This is a genomic window from Paractinoplanes durhamensis (genome assembly GCF_016862175.1).
Lineage (GTDB): Bacteria > Actinomycetota > Actinomycetes > Mycobacteriales > Micromonosporaceae > Actinoplanes > Actinoplanes durhamensis.
Map to the genome: position 1 here is coordinate 235,874 of NZ_BOML01000013.1, position 22,834 is coordinate 258,707.

Here is a 22,834-nt window from a genome sequence, read left to right on the forward strand (position 1 = left end):
ATCAATCCGCGGTCCGTACGGTCACGGCAGTGCCGTTGTTGAACGGGTTCGCCTCGCTCAACGCGGTGCCGACCGCGGTGGCGCCACTGACCTCGACCTCCAGGGTGCTGCGGGAAACCGCCGGGGGAAGGCGGAACGCGAACGTGTACCGGGCGACGCCGCTCGCCGACGGCGGGGCGACACTCACCTGGAAACCGGTCTCCGATCGCGAGGTGATGATCGGTGGCCACGCCGAACCGGCCGGCTCGAGGCCGGCGCCCGGGTAGAAGTGCAGCAGGATCTGCCGGGGTGGCGTACCCCAGCCATGCCGGACGGTGACGGTCGTGGTGCCGTACCGGTAGCCGCCCGTCACCGGGCCGAGCACCAGCTCCCCCGCGGTGACCGACGTCTCCGTGACGTGCGGGTTCGCGCCCATCCGCGTGGGACCGCTCACCTGCACGAACCGGTCGCCGGAACGCTGGTATCCGCGCTCCTGCCAGAGCTGGGGCGTCTGGTCGTCGCAGCAACGCTGGTAATCGCCGAGCCGCACGGTGATCACGCCGCCGGCACCGACCCGGACACTGCCGTCCTGGAGGTCGCGGATCTCCCCGGTCGTGGCGACCACCCGGCCGACGGTGACGATGTGGCCGGCGGAGTCCCGGTCGAACGCGACGAGCTGCTTGCTTCCGCCCTCGATCGCACAGACGAACTCGGCGACCGTCTCCGTCGCGCCGTCCCGGTCGACGTCACCGTAGACCGCTCCTAACAGGACGATCTCCGTTCCGGTCGGCGGTCTGCCCTGTTCCGCCGGCCCGGGCGCGGAGATTCGCACCACTCCGTCACGGAAGCGCAGCCGCCCCGACGGCCCCTGCACGTTGTCGGCGGGCCACGCCGGAATGGTCAGCGTGGAGTTCTTCAGCGTCTCCAGCGAGATCCGCCCGTCGGGAACCGTGGTGGCGGGAGACGAGGGTACCGATGATGAGGTCGAGACGGACGGAACGGGCACGGCGGACGGCGCCGCATCCCCCGGAGCCGGTGCCCCTCCGTCGTCGTCGCGCAGAATCAGATAGGCGGCGACCGGCAGGAGAAGCACCAGAACGGTCACCGCGGCGACCAGAACATATCGCCAGGCACGTCGGTGGTTCACGGGCGGTTCACGTACGGGCGGGAACTGCTCGGTGGGTCGTTCGGACATGACACACCTCCTCGAGGCCGTGGAAACGGCGGCCCATCTCCACCGTCCACGGCCCACCCATCCGCGGGAAGAGCCGGATGTCGGAGCTGCACCTTACGAATGGCCTCAGCGGCCGGCCCGCGACAGCAGGACGTCGGCGACGGGCCGGCGTGGCGTGGCGAAGGCCGGATCCGCGTAGCCGATCCGCAGGAGCATCTGGACGTGCAACCCCGACGAGGGCGCGAGCAGCCTGCGCCGCAGGTCGGGGATCTCGACCGGCTGACTGATCGGCATGGTGGCGAGATAGTGCGACGTCGCGGTCAGCAACACCCGCTGGAGGGCCTGCCCGGACCGGACCCAGTCGGGCCAGTGATCGCTGCGGGTCGCCAGGAGCAGGATGCTCGGGTTCGGCTCGAACTTCACCCGTTGCCGCGGCCCCGCCGCCCGCTCGGCGAAGTCACGGAGCGGCACGGTAGCGAGCGGGTCCGCCGGGCCGGCCGCCCAGGGCGGGACGCCGTCGTCGCCGGGACCGGTCCATCGCGCCAGTTCGGGCTGGTAGCCGGGGTGATGACGCAGTAAGCGATCCGCCGACCGGGCCATCGTGAGGATCGCCTTGCGGGCCGCCGGGTGGGCCACTGCCAGGAAAGCGCCCTCCCGGCGGGCGGCCACCCTCAGTTCGTCGAGGACATCGTCCGGCACCGGGGCACCGGCGAACGGGAACCGATTGGTGTGCCGTCGTTCGATCGCCCCGGCAAGCGTGGTGACGATCGGGCTCGGCCGCGCCGGATGGCCGACGGTCACGCGCGCCACCAGATCTCCCTGCTCCGGTTCCGGGAAGAGGTCGAAGTCGCACCGATATCCGGCCCGCCGGATGGCCAGGCGCAGGTTGAGAAGGGCCGCGCCGACGCTGATCAGCTGTTCCCGGCCGGTCGGATCCAGCACGCGCAGCCGGCGGCCGGGGTCGGCGTACACGTCGACCTCCATGCCGCGAATGCCGAACCGCCACGGCTGGCTGTTGTGCAACGAGGGGGCCGCGGTTGCCAGGCGTACGCAATCGGTCAGAACCCGCCGGAGCGGCCGCTCCACAGTTTTGCGCATCGCCGACCTCCCGTCGGTGCTCAGGCCGGTGACCCGGTGTCCGGCGGGACGGTCAGCGGGTGACGCTCGTCATCTCGGGCCGCGATGCCTTCCATGGCCCGCATGTACTGACCACGGGTGATCACCCCGGCACCGAGCTGGGACACCAGGACGCCTTCGAGGCTCCCCGGTTCCGCCTCACCGGCCGGCGCCTTGTCGGGCGCGGCTTTTCCGGACGCTCCGGTATCTACCAGGGACTTGTCGATGATCGGCCAAACGGCAAACGCGACGATCAACAGGACCACCGACCAGAACAGCAACAAGAACAACATGGTCTTCACCTCCTGAGACCATGGTCGTCCGCGGAGGTCCCGATCGACAGAGCCCTCTGACCCATGATGCTTCCGGGTGGTCGTTGCATCCGGTGCCGGCCTCCGAACAGGACCGAAGGCCCCTGGCGCATCGACGCGGCAGCGGGCATTGTGGGAGCGCTCCCATCCACGGTCGGCAGAGTGCGGACCGATCCGGCGCGAGGAGGAACCAGTGCGCTTCGGACACTTCGACGACGTACGGCGTGAATACGTCATCGACCGGCCCGACACGCCACTGCCCTGGATCAACTACCTGGGCACCGAGGCGTACTTCGGCATCGTCTCCAACACCGCGGGTGGGTATTCGTTCTACCGCGACGCCCGGCTGCGCCGTCTCACCCGGTACCGCTACAACAACGCGCCGTTCGACGTCGGGGGCCGGTATCTGTACGTGCGCGACGACGCCACCGGTGACTACTGGTCACCGTCGTGGCAGCCGACGCGAAGCCGGCTGGACGAGTACGAATGCCGGCACGGCCTGTCGTACACCCGGATCGCCTCCGCACGCAGCGGAATCCGGGTCGAGACGCTCTACTTCGTGCCGCTCGGCGAGACCCTCGAGATCTGGCGGGCCCGCGTCACCAACGAGCGCGACACGGCGGCCGAGCTGTCGCTCTTCTCGTCGATCGAGTTCTGCCTCTGGGACGCCCAGGACGACGCGACCAACTTCCAGCGCAACTTCTCCACCGGCCAGGTCGAGGTGGCCGACGGGGTGATCTATCACAAGACCGAGTACCGGGAGCGTCGCGACCACTTCGCGTACTTCGCCTGCTCGGAGCCGCTCGCCGGGTTCGACACGCAGCGGGACACCTTCCTCGGTGCCTACCGCGGCTGGGACCAGCCGGCGGCGGTCGAGCGGGGCGCGGCCTTCGACTCGATCGCGCACGGCTGGGCGCCGATCGGCAGCCACCACGTACGCCTGAGCCTCGCGCCGGGCGAGAGCCGCGAGGTCGTCTTCGTGCTCGGTTACGCGGAGAATCCGCAGGATGCGAAGTTCGACCCGCCCGGGTCGCAGACGCTCGACAAGCGCACCGTGCGCCCGGTCATCGAGCACTGGCTGCGGCCGGAGACGGTCGCCGAGGGCTTCGCGGAGCTAGGCCGTCACTGGGACGTGCTGCTCGGCGGTCTGCGCGTGACGACCCCGGATCCGGACACCGACCGGATGGTCAACATCTGGAACGCGTACCAGTGCATGGTGACCTTCAACATGAGCCGGTCGGCGTCCTTCTACGAGTCCGGGATCGGTCGCGGCATGGGCTTCCGCGATTCCAACCAGGATCTGCTGGGCTTCGTCCACATGATCCCGGAACGCGCCCGGGAACGAATCCTCGACATCGCGGCCACCCAGAAGGCGACCGGCGGGGCCTACCACCAATACCAGCCACTGACCAAGCGGGGGAACAACGAGATCGGCGAGGGCTTCAACGACGACCCGTTGTGGCTGGTGCTCGGCGTGGCCGCATACCTCAAGGAGACCGGCGACGCGACGATCCTGGACGAGCCCGTACCGTTCGACAACGCACCCGGCAGCGAGGCGCCGCTGTACGAGCACCTGCGCCGCTCGGTGCGCTACACCCAGGATCGGCTCGGCCCGCACGGCCTGCCGCTGATCGGCCGCGCCGACTGGAACGACTGCCTCAACCTCAATTGCTTCTCCGACACGCCGGGCGAGCCGTTCCAGACCACCGAGAACGCCCACGGTGGCGCGGCCGAGTCGGTCTTCATCGCCGGGCAGTTCGTGCTGGCCGCCAAGGAGATGGCCGCGATCGCCGAGCTGCGCGGGCTCGACGCGGAAGCCGCCGAGTACCGGTCCGCCGCCGAGAAGATGACCGGCGTCATCATCGAACACGGCTGGGACGGCGCCTGGTTCCGCCGGGCGTACGACTTTCACGGCCGGCCGATCGGCTCCGGTGAGGACGACGAGGGGCAGATCTTCATCGAGCCGCAGGGCATGTGTGTGCTCGCCGGGGTCGGGCTCGACGACGGGCTGGCCGTACGGGCCCTGCGCAGCGTGGCCGAGCGGCTGGCCACCCCGCACGGCATCATCCTGCAGCAACCGGCCTACTCCGGCTATCGGATCGAGCTCGGCGAGATCTCCTCCTACCCGCCCGGTTACAAGGAGAACGCCGGCATCTTCTGCCACACCAACCCGTGGATCATGATCGCCGAGGCGATGGTGGGTAACGGCGACCGCGCCTTCGACTACTACCGGCGGATCAACCCGTCGGTCCGGGAGACGCTGAGCGAGGTGCATCGCTGCGAGCCGTACGTCTACGCGCAGATGATCGCCGGCCGGGACGCGCCCACCCACGGCGAGGCCAAGAACTCCTGGCTCACCGGCACCGCGGCGTGGAACTTCGCCGCGATCACGCAGTGGATCCTCGGCCTCCGGCCGGAGGCGGCCGGCCTGCGCGTGGATCCGGTGCTGCCGGCCGATTGGCCCGGCTTCCGGGCCACCCGGGCCTTCCGCGGGGCCACCTACGAGATCACGGTGCGCAAGGCGGCCGGGGCGACCGGCCGGGTGGACCACCTGATCGTGGACGGCGAACGGGTGGACGGCACGGTGGCACCGCTCGCGGCTCCCGGTGCGACGGTCCGGGTGGAGGCGGTCATCGAGGGCTGATCGGTGGATGCGAGCCCGGTCGTCGTGGTGGGCGCCAAACCGCGGAGCCGGCCCGTCACGGCAACAGGACGGCTGCGCCGCGGACCCGATCGGCCGCGAGATCGGCCAGGGCGTCGGTGGCCCGGCTCATCGGGTAAGGCGTGACCGCCACCTGAAGGTGATGCCGCCCGGCGAACGCGAGCAGGTCTCGCCCGTCCTGGCGGGTATTGGCGGTCACGCTGCGAACCGTCCGCTCCTGGAAGAGCTCACGCTCGTAGTTCAGGGCCGGGACGTCGGTGAGGTAGATGCCGGCGATCGCCAGCGTGCCGCCCCGGGCACCACCGAGGGCCGGTGCGGTGACAGCTCGCCGGAGATCACGTGCAGGTCGGTGCGGCAGACACCGCATGCGTCGACCGCCACCAGCAACTCCCCGGGCGCCGGGCGGGGGACCTTCATCGGCACCCGGACGAGCGCACTCCGGACGTCCGGTCCGGGCCTGTCGACCTGCCATCCGAACATGCCGCACCTCCGATCCCATCGTCGGCCGGGCCGGCGAGCCGGTACAGAGTCCGACGGCTCCGCGGCGGCGGCGTTGGTAACAGCGATACGGGACGTCGCGCCCTGACCGTGGACCCATCCTCGGCGGACGATCGAGATGGAGGTGTTTGCCATGTCTGCGATGTCCACCGAACAGTTCCCGGTTGCGCCCGGAACCTCCGCCCGGCGACCGGACCGCGCAGGTCCGGCGGGAACGGCCACCGATCACCGTTTCGCCGGCCCGACCGGCTCCGAGGTGCCGGATCCGGGTCGCCGGCCAGGCCCGGGGCACCGATCCGAGTGGCAGACGCAGAAGGCGGGAGCCGGCCCGAAGGCCGCACCGCCGACGTGCCGTCACCGTCTCGGCCGGGAGGCCGGCCGGCTGGCGATCAACGTGTACGACCGCAACGCCAGCGGCGTTGCCGGGTTCGAGAAGGACGCCGCGAAGATCATGCCGTTCCGGTGGCTGAGGGAGGCGCTGACGTTGAGCGCCGAACTCAGCGAGGGCGTCGGTGCCACATACGTGCGGATGGCCCGCAAGGCGTTGCGGTGAGCCACGCCGGAATTCTCGATCGTCGCGGCGCACGCTTTCCCCGCGGGATGTCGTCCGGGGTTCAGCGGGCGACATCCAGGAAGATGCGGCCCGGAAGCTCGCCGGCCCGGAAGCCGGCCGTCCGGGGCAGGCCCACCGCGATCGACACGTGCCCCTCGAAGTCACCGACGATCGCATACGCCGTGAGCGCCGTCAGCCCCAGCGCGTGTATCCCGGTGACGGTACCCGAGCCGTCGGTACGGTGCGCCTGCGCGGGGTCGAGCACCACGAGCAGGTGACGCTCGCCCGGCACCGCGATCGGACGATCGGACGGATCCGCGCGCACCTGGTCCACGTATCGGATGGTGTAGCCGGGCAACGCGCCGTCGATGTCGAACACGATCCGGTCGTAACCCTCGGCCGGATGCGCTCCCGACCGCACACCGGTCAGCACCGGAACCGGCGGGACCGGCGGGTGGCGGACCACACTGACCGGCGCCGATCGCCAGGCCGGCCCGGCGGTGACCGGCGCCGCAGGACGTGAATCGGTGGGGGCCGCGCTGGTGGGCGCCGGCCCGGCCGGGGGCATGGCCGGACCGGCGCATCCTGCCGGCAGCAGCGCCAGCGCCGCGAGAGCCGCGAATACGGTTCGCCTGCTCATCACGCCGCGCTCGCTACCGGAACAACTGCGGTGTCGTGCGCATCACCGATGGTCGGGCTCAGGTCGTCGACCGCCGTGGTGCCCCCGGGAAATGTCTTCGTCACATGCTCCCGCCGCACGACCGCCATGACGCACCTCCGTCGGGACCGCCGCCGCGCACCCGCACGGGACGGTCACACGCCAAGTACATCGCGCGCGGCCCGGTCCCGGAAGTGCCGATGGGCACTCCGGGCCGGGAAAAGTCATGCGCGCCCGGCCCGCGCATTCGAGGGGGCCGGCCGCCTCCGCGTTTCCGGCATCGGCCTGGCCGCTCTCCGGCGGAACCGACCGCAGATGCCGCTCGTCCCGGTGGGAGTGCAAAGAGGACCACGGCGCCAGGTTTGCCGGGTCCAACGACCCTGTCCCGGGTGGTGCGAGGGTGGCAATTTGAGGGGATGTGACGAGGAGAGGGCACTACGATGAACGCTCCTGACAGTCCCGTTACGCGCTCCGCGGCGAGCGCCGCACTCGAGTCGGCCGCCCGGGTCTCCCTGCGCGCGCCGTCGGTGTTCAACACCCAGCCGTGGAAATGGCGCATCCACGGGGACATGATGTGGTTGAGGTCCGATCCGGAGCGCCGGCTCGGGGTCACCGACGCGGAAGGCCGGCTTCTCCTGCTCAGCTGCGGCGGTGCGCTCCATCACGCACGGATGGCGTTGGGCGCTCAGGGCTGGCGGACCGAGATCGATCGCCTCCCTGACGACCGGCAACCCGACCTGCTGGCCGCGGTCCGCGTCGTGGGGCACGGGCCGGCCGATCCGGTGGCGGCCAGGCTCGCCGGTGCGATCAGCAGGCGGCGTACCGATCGCCGGGCCTTCGGAGATCGCGAGGTTCCGCCGTCGGCGCTGACGCGTCTGGCCGAGTGCGTCGAGACCGAAGGCGCCCGGCTGTGTCAGGTGCCCGACGACCGGGTGCCCGAGCTTGCCGTGGCGGTGGAGGAGGCGGCCGACGTCGAATACTTCAGCCCGGCCCACCGCGGTGAGCTCACCCGATGGACGCACCGGCCGGCCTGGACCGGCGACGGGGTACCACCCGCCACGGCCGTGCAACCGGCTCACCGGCGGGTGCCCGCACGCAACCTTCTGCCCAGCGGGTCGCCCGGTCTGCTCGCCGGCGCCGGCGAGGACGAGGGCGCGGTCTACGTCATCGTGCACGGCTCCGGCTGCCATGTTGTCGACCTTCTCCGCGCCGGGGAGGCGATGTCGGCCCTGCTGCTCGAGGCGACCGCCGAGGGTCTGTCGACGGCACCGATCAGCGAGGCGGTCGAGGTGGCCTGGCCACGGGAACTGCTCCGCCGGCTGCTGCCCGACGCCCACGACGAGCCCTACCTGATCGTGCGGCTCGGCTATGCCGTCTCCGGCGAGACGCTGCCCGCCTCACCGCGCAGGGAGGCCCGCGAGACGATCCAGATCGATTTCCCGTGAGCGGCACTTCCCCGGTCGTACGCCGCGGGAAGGCGTAGGCGACCTGGTCGGCTCGAGCACGCTCAGCCGACCAGGAACACCGGGCCCTGTGCGTGCTGGACCACCGACCGGGTCACCGAGCCGATCGGACCGGCCGGGGTCCGGCCCGGGCCATGCCGCCCGACCACCAGCGCGGCAGCTTCGGTCGAGGCGGCGATCAGGGCAGGGCCCGGCTCCTCGACGACGAACCGCCGATACACCCGGATGCGGCCGGCCGTCTCCACCCGCTCGGCGCGGGGTGTCGTGCCGGCCCGCAGGATCACCAGATCGGTGCCGCGCAGTTCGGCCTCGCGACGAGCGAATCTGACGGCCGGGCTGTCGTCACGGTCGGCGCCGACGACGATCGGGCGCGGGCTGAAGCCCGGACCAGCCGGCCGGCCGGGAACGCGCACGACCAGAACCACCCCGGTATGCGCGGCGGCGACCCGGTCGCCGACGCTCACCCCGAACATGGCACCGGCGGCGCCGTGCCGATGCCCGACCACGACCAGCCCGGCGTCCCGCGCCTCCGCCAGCAACAGGGGCGCGGCCCAGCCGACGAGGAGCCGGCTCGTCACGGCCACGGTCGGCGAGTATGCCTGCACTCGCTCGGTCAGCCGGTCCAGCAGGCGGGCGCCGTCGTCCCGTGCGGGTGTACGGACGCCGCCCGTCCGCTGGACGTGGACCAGCAACAGCCCCCAGCCGCGCAGCTCCGCTTCGAGGGCGGCATGATCCGCGGTGGTGTAGCCGGCGGGGCTGTCGTCCACCGCCGCCAGCACCACGCCGACGGCGGTGACGGCGGTGACGGCGGCCGGCGTCGCGGCGGCGAAGGTCGGCCGGGCCGGTTCCTCCGAGCGGTGACCGGCCACGCCCAGAAATCGGCCGACCGCCTCGCTGTACCTGGCAGCATGGTCGCGATCGGCATGGTCGCGACGAGCCTCCCGCTGTGTGCGGGACTTCTCGAGATGACTCATGGCCGGCCTCCTCGCACCGTTCCTTGCCTGGTGCCGCCGTCCCGCTCGATGCGGCGACATGGTCGTCGACGCGGCTCATGCCGTCGTCATGTCGCACCTCGCCGCTCCGGCATCAGGACGTCCGCGACCGGTCGTCGCCCCGTGCGGCCGGTGATCTTGCCGTAGCCGATCCGGAGCACGCTCTGCACGAACCGCCGTCCGTCCGGCGCGGCCAGGGCCTCCCGAACGGCAGGCACCTCGATCGGCTGGCTGATGGGGGTGGTGGCCAGGTTCTCCCACGTCGCGGTCAGCAGCACCCGTTGCAGCGCCTGCCCGGCGCGCAACCAGTCGGCCGGTTCGTCACCGTCGGTGGCGAGCACCAGGATCGTCGGGTACGGCTCGAACTTCGCGGTCGGGCGGGGCAGATCGGACAGGGCGCCGAGGTCGCGGATCGGCATCGACTCGAGCGCGTCCCACGGCCCGATCGCCCAGGTCGGCACGCCGTCGTGGCGGGCGCTCGGGCCGGCCCAGCGGCGAAGCTCGTCGCGGTAGCCGGGCCGGGCCCGGAGCCGGCGGTCGGCCTCCAGGGCCAGCCCGAGGATCGCCTCGCGAGCCGGCGGCGACGCCACGCTGAGCGCGGCACCTTCGAGGCGGGCGGCGTTGACGAGGTGTTCGAGCGCGTCGGCCGGCACGGCCGTGTGTGCGAACGGCCACCGGTTGGTGTGCCGGTGCGGCACCGCGGCGAACAGCGCCTCCGCCGCCGCGGAGGGCGCGGTGGGCTTGCCGGCGGTAACGCGCGCGACCAGGTCGGGGTCGGCGGGCGAAGGAAACGGCTCGCACTCGCATCGGTAGCCGGCGAGCGTGATCGCGAGCCGCAGCGTGAACACCGCCGCCCCGACGCTGATCAGCAGTTCACGCCCGGCCGGATCGATGACGTGCAGTCGGCGCGCCGGGTCGGCGTACACGTCGACGCTGGGCCCGTCGATCCGGAACCGCCACGGCTGGCTGTTGTGCAGCGACGGTGCGGCGGTCGCGGTGCCGACACAGCCGGCGAGGACCTTCCGCGACGGCGGAACCGTAGTCGTGTCCATCGCTCCTCCTCACCTCGCGGTGGTAGCTCCACCACACCTCGGTCGGAACCGGACCTTCCAGAGCCGTTGGTCCCGCAGGTGCCCCGAGATGGGCCACACCTCACCCGGTGTGCGCGGCGAGGGGACCCTGTTCCTGCATCCTCGCGACCTTCGACCCTGCCGTTGCCGCACCGAGGCTGCGCACGGTAGGGACGGAGCCCGCTCGGTCCCGTTGCGGGCGGTGTCGAGAGGAGTTCGTCATGACTACGCGGTATCTGATCGTGGTGGGAGTGGACGGTTCCGACGGTGGGCGGCGAGCGCTCGACTGGGCCGTCCAGGAGGCCGGCGCCCGCGGCGGCGCCGTCGAGGCCGTCATCGCCTGGTCGTGGGACGGACTGGAGTTCGGTCCGGCCACCGCCACCAATCCGGAGGAGGCCGAGAAGAAGGCCGCCGGCCTGCTCGACGACGAGATCCGGACGCTGGCCGTACGGCACGGCTCGCACGTCCCGATCGCCGCTCAGGTCATCGAGGGAAGCCCCGGAGAGGCCCTGGCCCGCGCCGGCCACGGAGCGGACCTGCTCGTCCTCGGCAGCCATGGGCACAGCCGGATCCGGCGCACCGTGCTCGGCTCGGTCAGCGAAGCCTGCATCCGCGCCGCGACCTGCCCGGTCGTCGTCATTCCGGTGCCCGTGCCGGAGCAGGCCGACACGGAACCGGTCCTTCGGAAGTAAGCCGCGATGACGCGGACCGATGGCGGCGGCGCACTGCTGCTTCTGCGACACGGGCAGAGCGTCAACGACGCCGCCGGCATCGTCACCGGCCGGGCCGGAGGACAAGCAACGCCGAGCCTTACGGCCCTCGCCCGCACCACGGCGCGGGCGCACGGTCGAGGTGTACCGGTTCGCGGCCCGGACCAACCCGGGCGGCCGACCGCACGCCGGGAAGGAGAGCCGTGATGTCCCGACCCATCCGCGCCCCGGATCCACTCATGCACGCTGCCGTCTTCGCCGGTCAGGCGCCGTCGCTGCACAACAGCCAGCCATGGCGATGGGTCGTCGACGGCGACCACCTCGATCTGCGACTCGAACCCCGGCGAGTGCTCCGGACCACCGACCCGGACGCCCGGCTCGCCGTCCTGAGCTGCGGCACGGCCCTGCACCATGCGCGCGTGTCGCTCGCGGCCGGCGGCTGGCGGCCCGTCGTGCACCGATTTCCGGACCCGGCTGACATCGACCATCTGGCGCGGCTGCGGTCCGGCGGACGGATGCCGATCGAACCGGTCTGGACGCGTCTCGCTCAGGCCGCCGGCCGCCGCCACACCGACCGCCGCAGCGCGCCGAGCCGGCCCCTCGACCACGACAAGCTGAGGTCCATCGGGGTCGCGATCCGCCGCGAGGGCGCCGATCTCAAACTGCTGCGCCCGCAGCAGATGTTCATCCTGGCAAAAGCATCCGACTGGGCCCGCGGCGCGGAGGAGGACGATCCCGAGTGGAGGGTGGAACTGGCGGCATGGGTCGGTGACGAGGCGGCACCCGACAGCGGTGTCCATGCCCCCGCGCTGGCCGGACGGCCGTTACGGCGGCCAGGATCCGCACTCATCGGGGAATCGCACCACCACGCGTCCGTCTTCGCCGTCCTTCATGGCGCCGGAGATGAGCGACCGAACTGGCTGACCGCCGGCGAAGCGTTGTCCGCCGGTTGGCTGACCGCCACCGAACTGGCCGTCTCGGTCCTGCCGCTGAGCCTCGTCGTCGAGGTCGCCGGCAGCCGGGACATGATCCAGCGGATGCTGGGCGGCTACGAGCTGCCGTATCTGGTGCTGCGGTTCGCCACCGCGGACCCCACCGCCGGCAAGTGGCCCCGCACGCCGCGCCTGCCGTCCGAGGCCACGGTCCAGCTGATCGCGTGATGCGGCGCCGCCGGCCGGTCGGCCGGCGGCGCCGTGCCGCTCTGTTCGTTCCGCTCAGGCTCGGCCGGCCAGAGACCAGTCCCGGACCTCCGGCATGTCCTCCAGGTGCTCGACGATGTAGGCCTCGTGCCGGGCCAGCTGTGACTCGCACCAGGCCTTCAGGTCGGCGGCGCCGCGCGTCAGCCGCCCGGCGTTGTTGATGGCGTCCATGACCAGGTGGTAACGGGATGCGCGGTTACGGACCGTCATGTCGAACGGCGTCGTGGTGGTGCCCTGCTCGATGAAACCGCGCACCCGGAACCGGTCGGCGTCCGGCCGGCCGTGCACCAGCTGGTGGATGGCGCCCGGGTAGCCGTGAAAGGCGAAGACCACGTCGACCGTGTCGGTGAACAGCTCGGTGAACAGGGTCTCGCTCATGCCGTGCGGATGATCCTTCGGGCGGATCAGGGTCATCAGGTCGACCACGTTGACGACCCGGACCCGGAGGTTGGGCAGGCGTTCCTGGAGAATCCGGGCGGCCGCGACCGTCTCCATCGTCACCACGTCGCCGGCGCAGGCCAGGATGATGTCGGGATCACCGGCACCGTCGTCGGTACCGGCCCACTCCCAGACGCCCGCACCTCGCGCGCAGTGCGCGATGGCCTCGTCCATGGTCAGATATTGCAGCTGGGGCTGCTTGTCCTGGACGATCAGGTTGATGTAGGACCGTGACCGGAAACAGTGGTCGGCCACCGAGAGCAGGCAGTTCGCGTCCGGTGGAAGGTAGACCCGGGCCACGTCGCCGCGCTGGGTCAGCACCACCTGGATGAGACCGGGACCCTGATGTGAGAAGCCGTTGTGGTCGTTGCGCCACGCCGTCGAGGTGAGCAGCACATTGAGGCTGGGCACCTTGGCCCGCCAGGCCAGATTGCGGGCCTCCTGCAGCCACTTCCCGTGCTGGACCGTCTGCGACGCGCTGACCATGGCGAACGCCTCGTAGGTGGCGAACATGCCGTGCCGGCCGGTCAGGTTGTAGCCCTCCAGCCAGCCGTGACAGTTGTGCTCGCTGAGCACCTCCATCACGCGGCCGTCGGCGCTGAGCTTCACGTCGCCGGGGATCGTGCGCTCCATGAACGCCCGGTCGGAGACCTCGAAGACCGCGCCGAGGCGGTTGGAGTTGGTCTCATCGGGACAGAAGAGCCGGAAACTTCGGGGGTTACGAAGGTAGATGTCGCGCATCAACTCGCCGAGCTTGCGGGTCGATTCGGCGTGGGTGGTGCCCGGCCCGCGCACCTCGACGGCGTACTCGCGGAAGTCGGGTATGTCGAGGTCCCGAGTCAGGAGGCCACCGTTGGCGTGCGGGCTGGCGCTCATCCGCAGGTCGCCGTCCGGCGCCTGCGCACGGACCAGACCGACCGGCGCGCCGTCCGCGTCGAAGAGCTCTTCCGGGCGGTACGACCTGAGCCAGCTCTCCAAGATCGCCAGGTGCTCCGGGTTGTCCCGGACGCCGGAGAGGGGCACCTGATGCGACCGCCAGGTGCCGGTGACCTGAATGCCGTCGACCTTGGCCGGCCCGGTCCAGCCTTTCGGGGAACGCAACACGATCATGGGCCAGACCGGGCGTGTGCCGTCCCACGAGCCATCGCGGGCAGCGGTCTGTATCGCACGGATGCGTTCCCACGCCCCGCCGAGGGCAGCGGCGAACCGGAGGTGCATACCGGGCAGATCATCCCCGCACACCTCGATCACGTCGTAGCCGTGCCCACGCAGGAGTTCCTGCACTTCGTTGGCGTGCTTACGGCCGAGCACGGTCGGGCCGGAGATCTTGCCGTCGTTGAGGTGCAGGATCGGCAGCACCGCGCCATCGCGCTCCGGGTTGATGAACGAGATGCCCTTCCACGAGCCCTCCAGCGGGCCGGTCTCGGCCTCACCGTCACCCACCACGGCGATCGCGAGCAGGTCGGGATTGTCCATCACCGCACCGAACGCATGCACCAGGACGTAACCGAGCTCACCACCCTCGTGAATGGAACCGGGCGTGGTCACCGACACGTGGCTGGGGATCCCGCCCGGACTGGAGAACTGCCGGAACAGCCGGAGCATGCCGGCCTCGTCCTGACTGACCCGCGGATAGATCTCGCTGTACGTGCCCTCCAGATAGCCGGCTGCGACCAGCGCGGGGCCGCCGTGCCCCGGCCCGGCCAGGTAGATCGCCTGCTGGCCGGTAAGGCGGATCAGCCGGGACACGTGCGCATAGATCAACGACAGCCCGGGGCTGGTGCCCCAGTGGCCCAGCAGCCGCGGCTTGATGTGCTCGGGGGTCAGCGGCTCACGCAACAACGGATTGCCCTGCAGGTAGATCTGCCCGATGGTCAGGTAGTTGGCGGCGCGCCACCAGGCGTCCACCCGTGCGAGGTCGGTCTCGTCGAGGTCGGCGAGCTTGCGGTTCGCGGTCAGGACCGTGGTCACGGCGATTCCCTTCACAGATCGATTCGTCTCGACGGTGGAACGATCACTGCCCGTCGACCTCCAGGATCTCGGCCATGGGCCGGCGAGCCGTCGCCGTGGCCGGTGGTCCGTAGCCGATGCGGACGATCATCTGCGGCCAATGGCCGGTGGCCGTATTCGCCAGCATCTCCCGGATCGCGGGGATCTCCACCGGCTGGCTGATCGGCGTGGTGGCCAGGCGCAGACGGGTGGCCACCAACAGAACGCGCTGCAATGCCTGGCCCGCACGAATCCATTGCGCCGGGCCATCGCCGACGGTAGTGAGGACGACCATCGCGGGGAACGTCCCGGACCGCTCACTCGTGCGCCACGGCTGGGGATGCATCAAACCGAAATCCCGGATCGGCAGCCGCTCCAGCGCGTCCCACGGCCCGGCCGAGATCAACGGGATACCATCGCGCCGGCCTGGCGCGGGCCGAATCCAGGGGCTCAACTCGGCCCGGTAGCCGCCGTGGGCGCGGAGCCGGCGCTCCGCCGCCTGGCCGAGCCCGAGGATCGCATCGCGCCCGGCCGTGCCGGCGATCGTGAGGGTGGCGCCCTCCTCCGCGGCCGCCGCGGCGAGCTCCTCGATCGCCTCGGCGGTCACCACCGCAGCCGTGAAGGGGAACCGGTTGGTGTGCCGGCGCGAGATCTCGGCGGCCAGAGTCGCCACGCTGTCGGACGCCGGGGCTCGACTGCCCGGTTCGACGGTGGCCACCAGGTCCGGGGACCTCCGATCCGGGAAGAGGGTGCAGGCCGGCGCCCAGCCCTCGGCCTGCAGTGCCAGCCGTAGTGTGAACAGCGCCGCCCCGACGCTGATCATGAGTTCCCGGCCGGACGAGTCCAGTGCTTCGAGCCGGCGATCGGGGTCGGCGTACACCTCGACCGATTCGCCGACGATCCGGAAGCGCCACGGCTGACTGTTGTGCAGCGACGGTGCCAGCGTCGCCGCCTGCACACATCGCGTCAGAAGATTCCTGCCGACGGTGCTCATGGTTGACCGTCCATCACAGTCGCTCTCCTCTCCCCCATGTCGAGGCTAGAGGGACTTCGGCATACCGGTCAGGGCCGATCGACCTCTCCGGAAAGCCGGTCGGGGCCGGCACTCCGGCGCACGCACATCCACCCCGGACAGTCGTTCGACGGGACCTTCGGCCCTGTTCACCGGGACCTCGCGCTCTCCTGTCCGGCATCGATGAGCTCGACGATCGAAGGGACGACCATCTGAGGGAGGAGAAATGACCACCAAGACCGTCATCGTCGCGACCGACGGCACCGACACCAGCCTGCACGCCGTCGCCTGGGCCGCCCGCGAGGCCGAACGCCGCGCGGTGCCGTTGCGCATCGTGCACGCCTACGACTGGGACTGGCGCGAGTCACGCCTCGACATCGGCAACGACTACATCGACATCGCCCGCGAGGTCGCGGAGGGGATCGTGGCTCAGGCCGGCCGCCGCGCCCACACGGTGGCGCCGCGGATCACGATCCAGACCGACCTGCTGGTCGGGCATGCGGTACCGAAGCTGCTGGAGGTCTCGGACGGCGCCGAGCTGCTCGTGCTGGGCAGGCGCGGCCGGGGCGGCTTTGCCGGACTGCTCCTCGGCTCGGTGAGCCAGCGGCTGGCCGTTCACGCCACCTGCCCGGTAGTCGTCGTGCATGACGAGTCCGCTCCCGACAGCGGCCCGATCACCGCAGGCGTGGACGACTCGCCGTCCGCCGAGGACGTTCTCCAGATCGCCTTCGAGATGGCCTCGACACGTGGTGGGCCGGTCGAGGTCGTCCACTCCTTCCTGCCGCCGGTCCCGCTGTGGCTGCAGCCGAGCGTCAACCCGAGAGACGTCGCGACGCCGGACTTCGACGCCTACGAACGGAACCGGCTCGAGGAGCGACTCGCTCCGTGGCGCGACAAGTACCCGAACGTCCCGGCCGAGGTCGTCATGACCCACGAGAGCATCGCGGCGGCGCTGGTCGAGAGGTCCCGGCACGCTCAGCTGGTCGTCGTCGGCAGCCGCGACCGCGGCGCAGTGGCCGGCGCGCTGCTCGGCTCGACCGGGCTTCAGCTGCTCCATCACGCGTATTGCCCCGTCCTCATCGCCAGGCACGCCGTCCGGACAGGAGCTTGACATGAACGCTCGGAAGATAGTCCTCGGCTACGACCGCTCATCGCCCTCGAAGGCCGCGGCCAGGTGGGCACTCGATGAGGCCGCCCGCTCCGGTGCGGTCGTCGAGTTCTTCTATGCCCACGAATGGCCGGCCTGGGCGCCGGCGGCCGTCACCGGGCCCGCCGCCGCGGTCCAGCCCGACGGTGAGATCGATCGCGCCACCCGGGGAATGCTCGACGAGGCGGTGACCGACGCACGGCACAGCCACCCCACCGTCCGCACCGCCGTCTCGATCGTCTACGACGGCGCCGCACGCACCCTCATCGAACGCTCGCACGAGGCAGGCCTCATCGTCCTGGGCAGTCAGGGCCACAGCGTCGTCAACGGCCTGCTCGGTTCGGTCAGCGCCGCGGTCAGTGCATCCGCACGCTGCCCGGTCATCGTGGTTCGCGGCGTGCAGGCCGCCGACACCCCGATCGTGGTGGGGGTCGACGGATCGGCCTGGGGGCAGGCGGCCCTCGCGTTCGCGACCGAGGAAGCCGCCGCGCGGCACGTCCCGTTGCGGGTGGTCCGTGCGTGGTCGCCGGTGACCGACCCGCGGATCGGCACGCCGGAGGTCGGCGAGGCCGAGCGGCGATCGTTCGGCGACCTCGTCGACGAGTGGCGGCAGAAGCACCCCGAGATCGAGATCGTCGCCGAGGCCGTGATGCAGCACCCGGCCGCAGCCCTCACCGAGCTCAGCGCCGTCGCGCAGCTCCTGGTGGTCGGCACCCGCGGCCGTGGTCCGATCCGGGGCCTGCTGCTCGGCTCGGTGAGCCAGCATCTGCTGCGCCATGCCGCCTGCTCGGTGGCCGTCGTCCACGAACCGCACAGCTGAGATGGAACGGAGGCCCCCATGAGAACCCGAACCGTCGTCGTCGGCACGGACGGTGCCGATCCCGGCATGGTCGCGGTCGCCTGGGCCGCACGCGAGGCGCAGCGGCGCGACGCGACGCTGCGGATCGTGCACTCCATCGACTGGAACTGGCGGGACTCCGACGCCTCCTTCGCCGGCGAGTACGCCGAGCAGGTGTGGTCGTCCGCGCGGGCCGTGACCGACACGGCCGCGCGCCACGCCGGGAAGATCGCGCCGGACCTCCGCATCGAGCAGCACACCTTCATCGACCGCCCGGCCGAGCAACTGCTCGAGGCCGGGAAATCAGCCGAGCTCATCGTGCTCGGCGGCCACGATCGAAGGGGCATCTCCTGGCTGTCGCCCGGCTCCGTCGGTCACCGCGTGGCCGTGCACGCGACCTGCTCGGTGGTGGTCACGCGCGGCCGGGCGGACGGGCGGGGAGCGGTGCTCGCCGGCATCGACGACTCCCCGTACGCCGAGCAGGTCGCCGAGGCCGCGTTCGCCGCCGCGAACAGCCGGGAGTGCAACCTGGTCGCACTCCGCTCGCTGGTTCCCACCGCACCACCGTGGACCGGTGGCATACGTGCCCACGGTGTCCCGATTCCCGAGGAGGACGACGCGGAGCGGGCGCGAGTCGAAGAGCTGCTCGCACCCTGGCGCGACAAGTATCCCGGCGTACCCGTCGGGGTGACGATCGCGCACGGCAGCGCGGCCACCGCGCTGGCGGCCGCGTCCGCCCACGCCCGGCTGGTCGTGGTGGGCAACCGTGGTCACGGCATCGTTCGCGGCACCCTGCTCGGATCGACCGGGCTGCAGCTTCTGCATCACGCGCACTGCCCGGTCCTGATCGCACGCCGGGGCAGTCATCCCAGCGGTTGATCATCAAGCCCCGGGACGATTCTTCGAGCTTTCCCATTTCCGGGCGTCACGCTGGCGTGGTGAGGATGACAAGCACCGATACGGCGGGCCTGATCGCGGCACCGCCGCCGCGTCGCCGGCGGCGGGGGCCGGCGGGGTCGGCCGCCGTCCTGAGCGTGGTCGTCGTGGTGGCGTCGTGGATGGCGAACGGCATGGTGCGGCCCGCATGCGCCGGATAACGCTGTGGATCGTCTCCACGATCGCCGCCGTCGTGTTGCTGTTCAGCTACCGTACGAGCCTCGGCGGCCAGGCGCCCTCGCCCGTCGCCGGAGCCGCGGCGCCCGGCATCGTCCCTTCTCCGCCGGCGGAGCCGCGCTCCACCCGATCGACCGGATCGACCCGATCGACCGGATCGACCGTCAACGGCACCGTCGCCCAGACCCGGTGGGGCCCGGTCCAGGTCCAGGTCACCATCAACAACGGCAGAATCACTGAGGTACGCACGTTGCTGCGCCCCTCGGGCAACGACCGTGACGACGAGATCAACGGGTACGCGTTGCCGCGGCTGCGCGCCGAAGCGCTCGCCGCCCAGAGTGCGCGGATCGACGCGGTCAGCGGCGCCACCGTGACCAGTGGTGGCTACGTCGAGTCGCTGCAGGCCGCCCTCGACGCGGCGCACGTCGGATGACGGCTGAGAGCTGCGAGAGTGGGGCGGTGAGGGAAACGCGCGTATTGGTGGTCGAGGACGACCGGGAGCTCGGCGACCTGCTGGTGCGCCTGTTCCACGGTGCCGGTCATGTCGCTGAACTCGCCCGCGACGGCCAGGCCGGACTGCACCTCGCGCTCACCCGGGACTACGACCTGCTGATCATCGACCGCGGTCTGCCCGCGATCGAAGGACTCGATCTGCTCGCTCGGCTACGGCGCCGCTCGGTTCAGGCCCCGGCTCTCATCCTCACCGCGCTCGGGACGGTCGCCGATCGGGTGAACGGCCTCGACAGCGGCGCCGCTGACTACGTGGTCAAGCCGTTCGAGGTCGACGAGTTGCTCGCCCGGGTCCGCGCCCTGCTGCGACGACCGCACGATCCGTCACCGAAGCTCCCGATCGGGACGGCCGAGTTCGACCTCATCACCCGCACCGTCACCGGTGACGGGGTTCGGGCGACCCTGTCCGGCCGGGAGAGCGACCTGTTGCGGCTCCTGGCCGAGAACCCCGCTCGTGTCTTCAGCCGTGCGGAGATCGTCGCCAAGGTCTTTCCGGAGGCGGCGAACGGCGCCCTGGTGGACACCTACGTGCATTACCTCCGTCGCAAACTCGGGACCTCCGTGGTGACCACGGTCCGTGGAAGCGGGTACCGGCTGGGCACGTTGTGACCCGCCCCGACCCGGACCTGCTGCTGCTGCGCCGGGCGCGCCGGACCCTGGCGGTGCAGAACACCGTGGCGATCACCCTGGTGCTGCTGGTGGTCGGCATCGTCGCGTTCATCGCCGTGACCCGCGAGCAACGCTCGAGCCTGGAGCGCTCGCTGAAGCAGACCGCGGCCACCGAGGAGGACGTCATCGACCCGCCCGCCGGCAGCTGGATCTTCCGGCTGGACGCCGGCGGCCGGCTCACCGCAACCGAGGACGCCCCGGACGGTTTCCCCGACCGGGCAGCGCTCGATCGGGTCCGGGCGGGCGGTCCGGCCGAGTCGAACGCGACGGAGATCGACGGCATCGACTACCTTGTCGTCACCCGGCAGCGACCGGCCTATGCCGTTCAGGTGGTGGGCAGCCTCGCCGCGCAGGACGCGGAGCGGCGCCGGTTGCTCATGGCTCTCGGGCTGGCCGAGGCGTCCGGTCTGTTGATCGCCTGCCTGGCCGCCGCGCTGCTGGCCCAGCGGGCCACCGCGCCCCTGGGGGACGCGCTCGCCCGGCAGCGAAGGTTCGTCGCCGATGCGAGCCACGAACTGCGAACACCGCTGACCCAGCTGCACACCCGAGCCCAGTTGCTGCACCACGATCTGCGGGCCGGGGCTGCACCGGAGCAGATGACGCCCGACATCGAGCAGTTGGTGGCCGGCACCAGACAACTCGGCGAGGTGATCGAGGATCTGCTGCTTTCCACCCAGTTGCAGGCGGGCATCGAGACCGGCGCCGAGGTGGACCTCGGTGTGGTCGCCGCCAGCGTGGTGGCCGCGCTCGAGAGCCGGGCACGGGATCAGGCGGTGGAACTCGTCCTGGTCCCCGACGCCGCCGGGCCGTCCGTCGTCCGGGGGCGCGAGGCAGCTCTGCGCCGGGTCGTCACGGCCCTGGTGGACAATGCGCTGAGCCACACCCCCAGCGGCGGGAACGTGACGGTCGAGCTCGGCTTCAGCCACGCTCCCCCGCGGGTCGAGCTGATCGTGCGTGACGACGGCACCGGCTTCGACCCCGCCGACTCCGAACGGATCTTCGCCCGTTTCGCGCGCGGCCACGCCGACCACCGCCGTTTCGGCCTCGGGCTCGCCCTGGCACGCGAGGTGATCACCGGCCACGGCGGCACGATCGTCGCTTCGGGCCGCCCCGGCGCGGGCGCCACCTTTACCATCCACCTGCCCGCAGGTGATCACCGGCGACCGTAGCCCGGGCCGCGCGACGGCTGAACCGGGTGACCCAGGTCCCTCGGATTCAGCCCGGGGACTCTCACGGCCAACTCATAGCCGGCCCATAGGTTCAGGCCTTCCTTTCTCAACTTGCTGGCCGATGGTTACGACATGACCGTAGCGGCCGCGTCGTCCCACGTCGCCTCCTCGCAAGACTCACCGTCCTCCGGCGCCTCCGCACCGGTGCGCCGCACCACACCGCGCTGGTGGGCGGACGCAGGTGGCCTCGGCGCCGGGGTGAGCCTGCTGATCGTGACCGCACTGTGGGTCGGGAACGGCGGCGTTCAGCAGGTCACCGGCGGCGGCGCGGACGCCGTGTCGGCCGCCGGCCGCCTGACCGGCCTCTGGGCGTCCGACCTGCTGTTGCTGCAGGTGCTGCTGATGGCCCGGATCCCGCTGGTCGAACGCGCCTTCGGTCAGGACCGCCTGGCCCGCTGGCACCGATGGACCGGTTTCACCTCGTTCTGGCTGATGGTCGCCCACGTGGTGCTGATCACTGTCGGCTACGCCGGGGCGGCGCACGCCAATGCGTTCGCCGAGCTCTGGACCATGATCTGGACCTACCCCGGGATGCTGCTCGCCACGGCCGGCACCCTCGCGCTGATCATGGTGGTGGTCACCTCGGTCCGAGCCGCCCGGCGCAAGCTTCGCTACGAGTCGTGGCACCTCCTGCATCTGTACGCATATCTCGGCGTCGGGCTCGCGCTACCGCACCAGCTGTGGACCGGCACCGACTTCATCGGCTCGCCGGCCTCGATCGCGTACTGGTGGACGCTCTACGGGGTGTCGGCGGGCAGCGTGGTGGTGTACCGCCTCGGGTTGCCGGCCTGGCGCAACTGGCGGCACCGCCTGGTCGTCTCGCACGTGACGCCGGAGGGTCCCGGGCTGACCTCGGTCTACCTGACCGGTCGGGCACTGGACCGGCTTCCGGCCCGCGCGGGCCAGTTCTTCCAGTGGCGGTTCCTCGACGGGCCGGGCTGGTCGCGGGCGCACCCCTACTCCCTGTCGGCCACACCGAACGGGCAGATGCTTCGCATCACCGTGAAGGACCTCGGCGACGGGAGCTCTCGTGTCGCGTCGCTGCGGCCGGGGACGAAGGCGCTCATCGAGGGCCCGTACGGAACCATGACCGGCGCGACGTACGCCGGCGGACCGGTGGTGCTGCTGGCGTGCGGGATCGGCGTCACCCCGCTGCTGGCGCTGCTCGGGGAGCTGCCGTACGGGCCGGGGGAAGCGACCCTCGTCTATCGCGCCCGCAACGAGGCCGAGGTGGCGTTCCGCGCCGAGCTGGACTGGTTCGCCACCCGTCGAGGGGTCCGGATCATCTACCTGTTCGGTCCGCGTGCCGAGCGTCCGTCCTGGCTGCCGGCGAAGTTCGCCGGCTACGGCGACGCGGCCGCGCTGCGACAGATGGCGCCGCTGATCGCCGATTCGCATGTCTACGTGTGCGGCCCGGACGCCTGGACGGACGCCGCCCGGAAAGCCGCGGCCGACGCCGGGGTCAAGCCCGGACAACTGCACACCGAACTCTTCTCCTGGTAAT

General features: G+C 71.2%; 23 protein-coding genes. 13 read left to right on the forward strand and 10 right to left on the reverse strand.

Annotated elements, in window-relative coordinates:
- Window position 1: 1 nt before the first annotated feature.
- From Adu01nite_RS07800 to Adu01nite_RS07810, 3 genes are all read right to left on the reverse strand, one after another.
- Window positions 2-1,174, reverse strand: a complete 1,173-nt coding sequence (locus tag Adu01nite_RS07800) for a hypothetical protein (RefSeq protein ID WP_203725845.1) — start codon at window positions 1,172-1,174, stop codon at window positions 2-4.
- A 105-nt stretch (window positions 1,175-1,279) separates the two neighbouring features.
- Window positions 1,280-2,251, reverse strand: a complete 972-nt coding sequence (locus tag Adu01nite_RS07805; RefSeq protein ID WP_203725846.1) for an Acg family FMN-binding oxidoreductase — start codon at window positions 2,249-2,251, stop codon at window positions 1,280-1,282.
- 20 nt (window positions 2,252-2,271) lie between these two features.
- Window positions 2,272-2,562, reverse strand: coding sequence for a hypothetical protein (locus tag Adu01nite_RS07810; RefSeq protein WP_203725847.1), 291 nt, complete (start codon window positions 2,560-2,562; stop codon window positions 2,272-2,274).
- 211 nt (window positions 2,563-2,773) lie between these two features.
- On the opposite strand from Adu01nite_RS07810, the gene Adu01nite_RS07815 reads away from it, so the two are divergent.
- Complete coding sequence (locus tag Adu01nite_RS07815; protein WP_203725848.1) at window positions 2,774-5,224, forward strand: glycoside hydrolase family 94 protein; 2,451 nt, start codon at window positions 2,774-2,776, stop codon at window positions 5,222-5,224.
- A 55-nt stretch (window positions 5,225-5,279) separates the two neighbouring features.
- Here the strand turns inward: Adu01nite_RS07815 and Adu01nite_RS49085 are convergent, their stop codons facing one another.
- Window positions 5,280-5,609, reverse strand: a complete 330-nt coding sequence (locus Adu01nite_RS49085; RefSeq protein ID WP_239132218.1) for an MDR/zinc-dependent alcohol dehydrogenase-like family protein — start codon at window positions 5,607-5,609, stop codon at window positions 5,280-5,282.
- A gap of 264 nt (window positions 5,610-5,873) precedes the next feature.
- On the opposite strand from Adu01nite_RS49085, the gene Adu01nite_RS07830 reads away from it, so the two are divergent.
- Complete coding sequence (locus Adu01nite_RS07830; RefSeq protein ID WP_203725851.1) at window positions 5,874-6,293, forward strand: hypothetical protein; 420 nt, start codon at window positions 5,874-5,876, stop codon at window positions 6,291-6,293.
- 61 nt (window positions 6,294-6,354) lie between these two features.
- Here Adu01nite_RS07830 and Adu01nite_RS07835 read toward each other — a convergent pair whose 3' ends face one another.
- Window positions 6,355-6,933: an AMIN-like domain-containing (lipo)protein gene (locus tag Adu01nite_RS07835; RefSeq protein WP_203725852.1), complete on the reverse strand. Its 579-nt coding sequence runs from the start codon at window positions 6,931-6,933 to the stop codon at window positions 6,355-6,357.
- Window positions 6,933-7,061 (reverse strand): hypothetical protein, encoded by a 129-nt coding sequence (locus Adu01nite_RS48405; RefSeq protein WP_275414623.1) that lies wholly within the window; start codon window positions 7,059-7,061, stop codon window positions 6,933-6,935. Before Adu01nite_RS48405 ends, Adu01nite_RS07835 begins: the two co-directional genes overlap by 1 nt.
- A gap of 330 nt (window positions 7,062-7,391) precedes the next feature.
- On the opposite strand from Adu01nite_RS48405, the gene Adu01nite_RS07840 reads away from it, so the two are divergent.
- Window positions 7,392-8,396 (forward strand): Acg family FMN-binding oxidoreductase, encoded by a 1,005-nt coding sequence (locus tag Adu01nite_RS07840; RefSeq protein ID WP_203725853.1) that lies wholly within the window; start codon window positions 7,392-7,394, stop codon window positions 8,394-8,396.
- Between the two features lie 62 nt (window positions 8,397-8,458).
- Here the strand turns inward: Adu01nite_RS07840 and Adu01nite_RS07845 are convergent, their stop codons facing one another.
- Together Adu01nite_RS07845 and Adu01nite_RS07850 are read right to left on the reverse strand one after the other, a co-directional pair.
- The gene (locus tag Adu01nite_RS07845) at window positions 8,459-9,388 is read right to left on the reverse strand and encodes a universal stress protein (RefSeq protein ID WP_203725854.1); all 930 of its coding nucleotides are present in this window, start codon (window positions 9,386-9,388) and stop codon (window positions 8,459-8,461) included.
- Window positions 9,389-9,474: 86 nt separating this feature from the next.
- On the reverse strand, window positions 9,475-10,458 hold the full coding sequence (locus Adu01nite_RS07850) for an Acg family FMN-binding oxidoreductase (RefSeq protein WP_203725855.1): 984 nt from the start codon (window positions 10,456-10,458) through the stop codon (window positions 9,475-9,477).
- 239 nt (window positions 10,459-10,697) lie between these two features.
- On the opposite strand from Adu01nite_RS07850, the gene Adu01nite_RS07855 reads away from it, so the two are divergent.
- Window positions 10,698-11,168: a universal stress protein gene (locus tag Adu01nite_RS07855; RefSeq protein ID WP_203725856.1), complete on the forward strand. Its 471-nt coding sequence runs from the start codon at window positions 10,698-10,700 to the stop codon at window positions 11,166-11,168.
- Window positions 11,169-11,392: 224 nt separating this feature from the next.
- A complete protein-coding gene (locus tag Adu01nite_RS07860; RefSeq protein ID WP_203725857.1) occupies window positions 11,393-12,346 on the forward strand; it encodes an Acg family FMN-binding oxidoreductase in 954 nt (317 codons plus the stop codon).
- Between the two features lie 54 nt (window positions 12,347-12,400).
- On the opposite strand, the gene Adu01nite_RS07865 is transcribed toward Adu01nite_RS07860, so the two are convergent.
- Both Adu01nite_RS07865 and Adu01nite_RS07870 read right to left on the reverse strand, forming a co-directional pair.
- A complete protein-coding gene (locus tag Adu01nite_RS07865; protein WP_203725858.1) occupies window positions 12,401-14,794 on the reverse strand; it encodes a phosphoketolase family protein in 2,394 nt (797 codons plus the stop codon).
- Window positions 14,795-14,837: 43 nt separating this feature from the next.
- Window positions 14,838-15,806, reverse strand: a complete 969-nt coding sequence (locus tag Adu01nite_RS07870) for an Acg family FMN-binding oxidoreductase (protein WP_203725859.1) — start codon at window positions 15,804-15,806, stop codon at window positions 14,838-14,840.
- Window positions 15,807-16,050: 244 nt separating this feature from the next.
- Here Adu01nite_RS07870 and Adu01nite_RS07875 point away from each other — a divergent pair, with 244 nt between their 5' ends.
- The 8 genes from Adu01nite_RS07875 to Adu01nite_RS07910 all read left to right on the forward strand — a co-directional run bounded on the left by Adu01nite_RS07875 (window position 16,051) and on the right by Adu01nite_RS07910 (window position 22,833).
- Window positions 16,051-16,935 (forward strand): universal stress protein, encoded by an 885-nt coding sequence (locus tag Adu01nite_RS07875; RefSeq protein WP_203725860.1) that lies wholly within the window; start codon window positions 16,051-16,053, stop codon window positions 16,933-16,935.
- A 1-nt stretch (window position 16,936) separates the two neighbouring features.
- Entirely contained in the window at window positions 16,937-17,791 is an 855-nt protein-coding gene (locus Adu01nite_RS07880) for a universal stress protein (RefSeq protein WP_203725861.1), read from the forward strand.
- An 18-nt stretch (window positions 17,792-17,809) separates the two neighbouring features.
- On the forward strand, window positions 17,810-18,688 hold the full coding sequence (locus tag Adu01nite_RS07885) for a universal stress protein (RefSeq protein WP_203725862.1): 879 nt from the start codon (window positions 17,810-17,812) through the stop codon (window positions 18,686-18,688).
- Between the two features lie 65 nt (window positions 18,689-18,753).
- Window positions 18,754-18,906: a hypothetical protein gene (locus tag Adu01nite_RS07890; protein ID WP_203725863.1), complete on the forward strand. Its 153-nt coding sequence runs from the start codon at window positions 18,754-18,756 to the stop codon at window positions 18,904-18,906.
- Complete coding sequence (locus tag Adu01nite_RS07895; protein WP_203725864.1) at window positions 18,894-19,355, forward strand: FMN-binding protein; 462 nt, start codon at window positions 18,894-18,896, stop codon at window positions 19,353-19,355. The genes Adu01nite_RS07890 and Adu01nite_RS07895 overlap by 13 nt, the downstream gene beginning before the upstream one ends.
- A gap of 26 nt (window positions 19,356-19,381) precedes the next feature.
- On the forward strand, window positions 19,382-20,041 hold the full coding sequence (locus tag Adu01nite_RS07900) for a response regulator transcription factor (RefSeq protein ID WP_239132219.1): 660 nt from the start codon (window positions 19,382-19,384) through the stop codon (window positions 20,039-20,041).
- Window positions 20,038-21,270, forward strand: a complete 1,233-nt coding sequence (locus Adu01nite_RS07905) for a sensor histidine kinase (protein WP_203725866.1) — start codon at window positions 20,038-20,040, stop codon at window positions 21,268-21,270. Before Adu01nite_RS07900 ends, Adu01nite_RS07905 begins: the two co-directional genes overlap by 4 nt.
- Before the next feature lie 132 nt (window positions 21,271-21,402).
- Window positions 21,403-22,833, forward strand: coding sequence for a ferredoxin reductase family protein (locus tag Adu01nite_RS07910; RefSeq protein ID WP_203725867.1), 1,431 nt, complete (start codon window positions 21,403-21,405; stop codon window positions 22,831-22,833).
- The last annotated feature ends 1 nt before the right edge of the window (window position 22,834 follow it).

Bases quoted from the DNA above. Each gene is read 5' to 3' on its own strand.
- Adu01nite_RS07875 (WP_203725860.1), top strand. From the start codon at position 16,051: ATGACCACCAAGACCGTCATCGTCGCGACCGACGGCACCGACACCAGC.
- Adu01nite_RS48405 (WP_275414623.1), bottom strand. From the start codon at position 7,061: ATGGCGGTCGTGCGGCGGGAGCATGTGACGAAGACATTTCCCGGGGGC.
- Adu01nite_RS49085 (WP_239132218.1), bottom strand. From the start codon at position 5,609: ATGCGGTGTCTGCCGCACCGACCTGCACGTGATCTCCGGCGAGCTGTC.
- Adu01nite_RS07835 (WP_203725852.1), bottom strand. From the start codon at position 6,933: ATGAGCAGGCGAACCGTATTCGCGGCTCTCGCGGCGCTGGCGCTGCTG.
- Adu01nite_RS07870 (WP_203725859.1), bottom strand. From the start codon at position 15,806: ATGAGCACCGTCGGCAGGAATCTTCTGACGCGATGTGTGCAGGCGGCG.
- Adu01nite_RS07885 (WP_203725862.1), top strand. From the start codon at position 17,810: ATGAGAACCCGAACCGTCGTCGTCGGCACGGACGGTGCCGATCCCGGC.
- Adu01nite_RS07895 (WP_203725864.1), top strand. From the start codon at position 18,894: ATGCGCCGGATAACGCTGTGGATCGTCTCCACGATCGCCGCCGTCGTG.
- Adu01nite_RS07890 (WP_203725863.1), top strand. From the start codon at position 18,754: ATGACAAGCACCGATACGGCGGGCCTGATCGCGGCACCGCCGCCGCGT.
- Adu01nite_RS07845 (WP_203725854.1), bottom strand. From the start codon at position 9,388: ATGAGTCATCTCGAGAAGTCCCGCACACAGCGGGAGGCTCGTCGCGAC.
- Adu01nite_RS07850 (WP_203725855.1), bottom strand. From the start codon at position 10,458: ATGGACACGACTACGGTTCCGCCGTCGCGGAAGGTCCTCGCCGGCTGT.
- Adu01nite_RS07830 (WP_203725851.1), top strand. From the start codon at position 5,874: ATGTCTGCGATGTCCACCGAACAGTTCCCGGTTGCGCCCGGAACCTCC.
- Adu01nite_RS07910 (WP_203725867.1), top strand. From the start codon at position 21,403: ATGACCGTAGCGGCCGCGTCGTCCCACGTCGCCTCCTCGCAAGACTCA.
- Adu01nite_RS07800 (WP_203725845.1), bottom strand. From the start codon at position 1,174: ATGTCCGAACGACCCACCGAGCAGTTCCCGCCCGTACGTGAACCGCCC.
- Adu01nite_RS07810 (WP_203725847.1), bottom strand. From the start codon at position 2,562: ATGTTGTTCTTGTTGCTGTTCTGGTCGGTGGTCCTGTTGATCGTCGCG.
- Adu01nite_RS07855 (WP_203725856.1), top strand. From the start codon at position 10,698: ATGACTACGCGGTATCTGATCGTGGTGGGAGTGGACGGTTCCGACGGT.
- Adu01nite_RS07805 (WP_203725846.1), bottom strand. From the start codon at position 2,251: ATGCGCAAAACTGTGGAGCGGCCGCTCCGGCGGGTTCTGACCGATTGC.
- Adu01nite_RS07880 (WP_203725861.1), top strand. From the start codon at position 16,937: ATGAACGCTCGGAAGATAGTCCTCGGCTACGACCGCTCATCGCCCTCG.
- Adu01nite_RS07840 (WP_203725853.1), top strand. From the start codon at position 7,392: ATGAACGCTCCTGACAGTCCCGTTACGCGCTCCGCGGCGAGCGCCGCA.
- Adu01nite_RS07860 (WP_203725857.1), top strand. From the start codon at position 11,393: ATGTCCCGACCCATCCGCGCCCCGGATCCACTCATGCACGCTGCCGTC.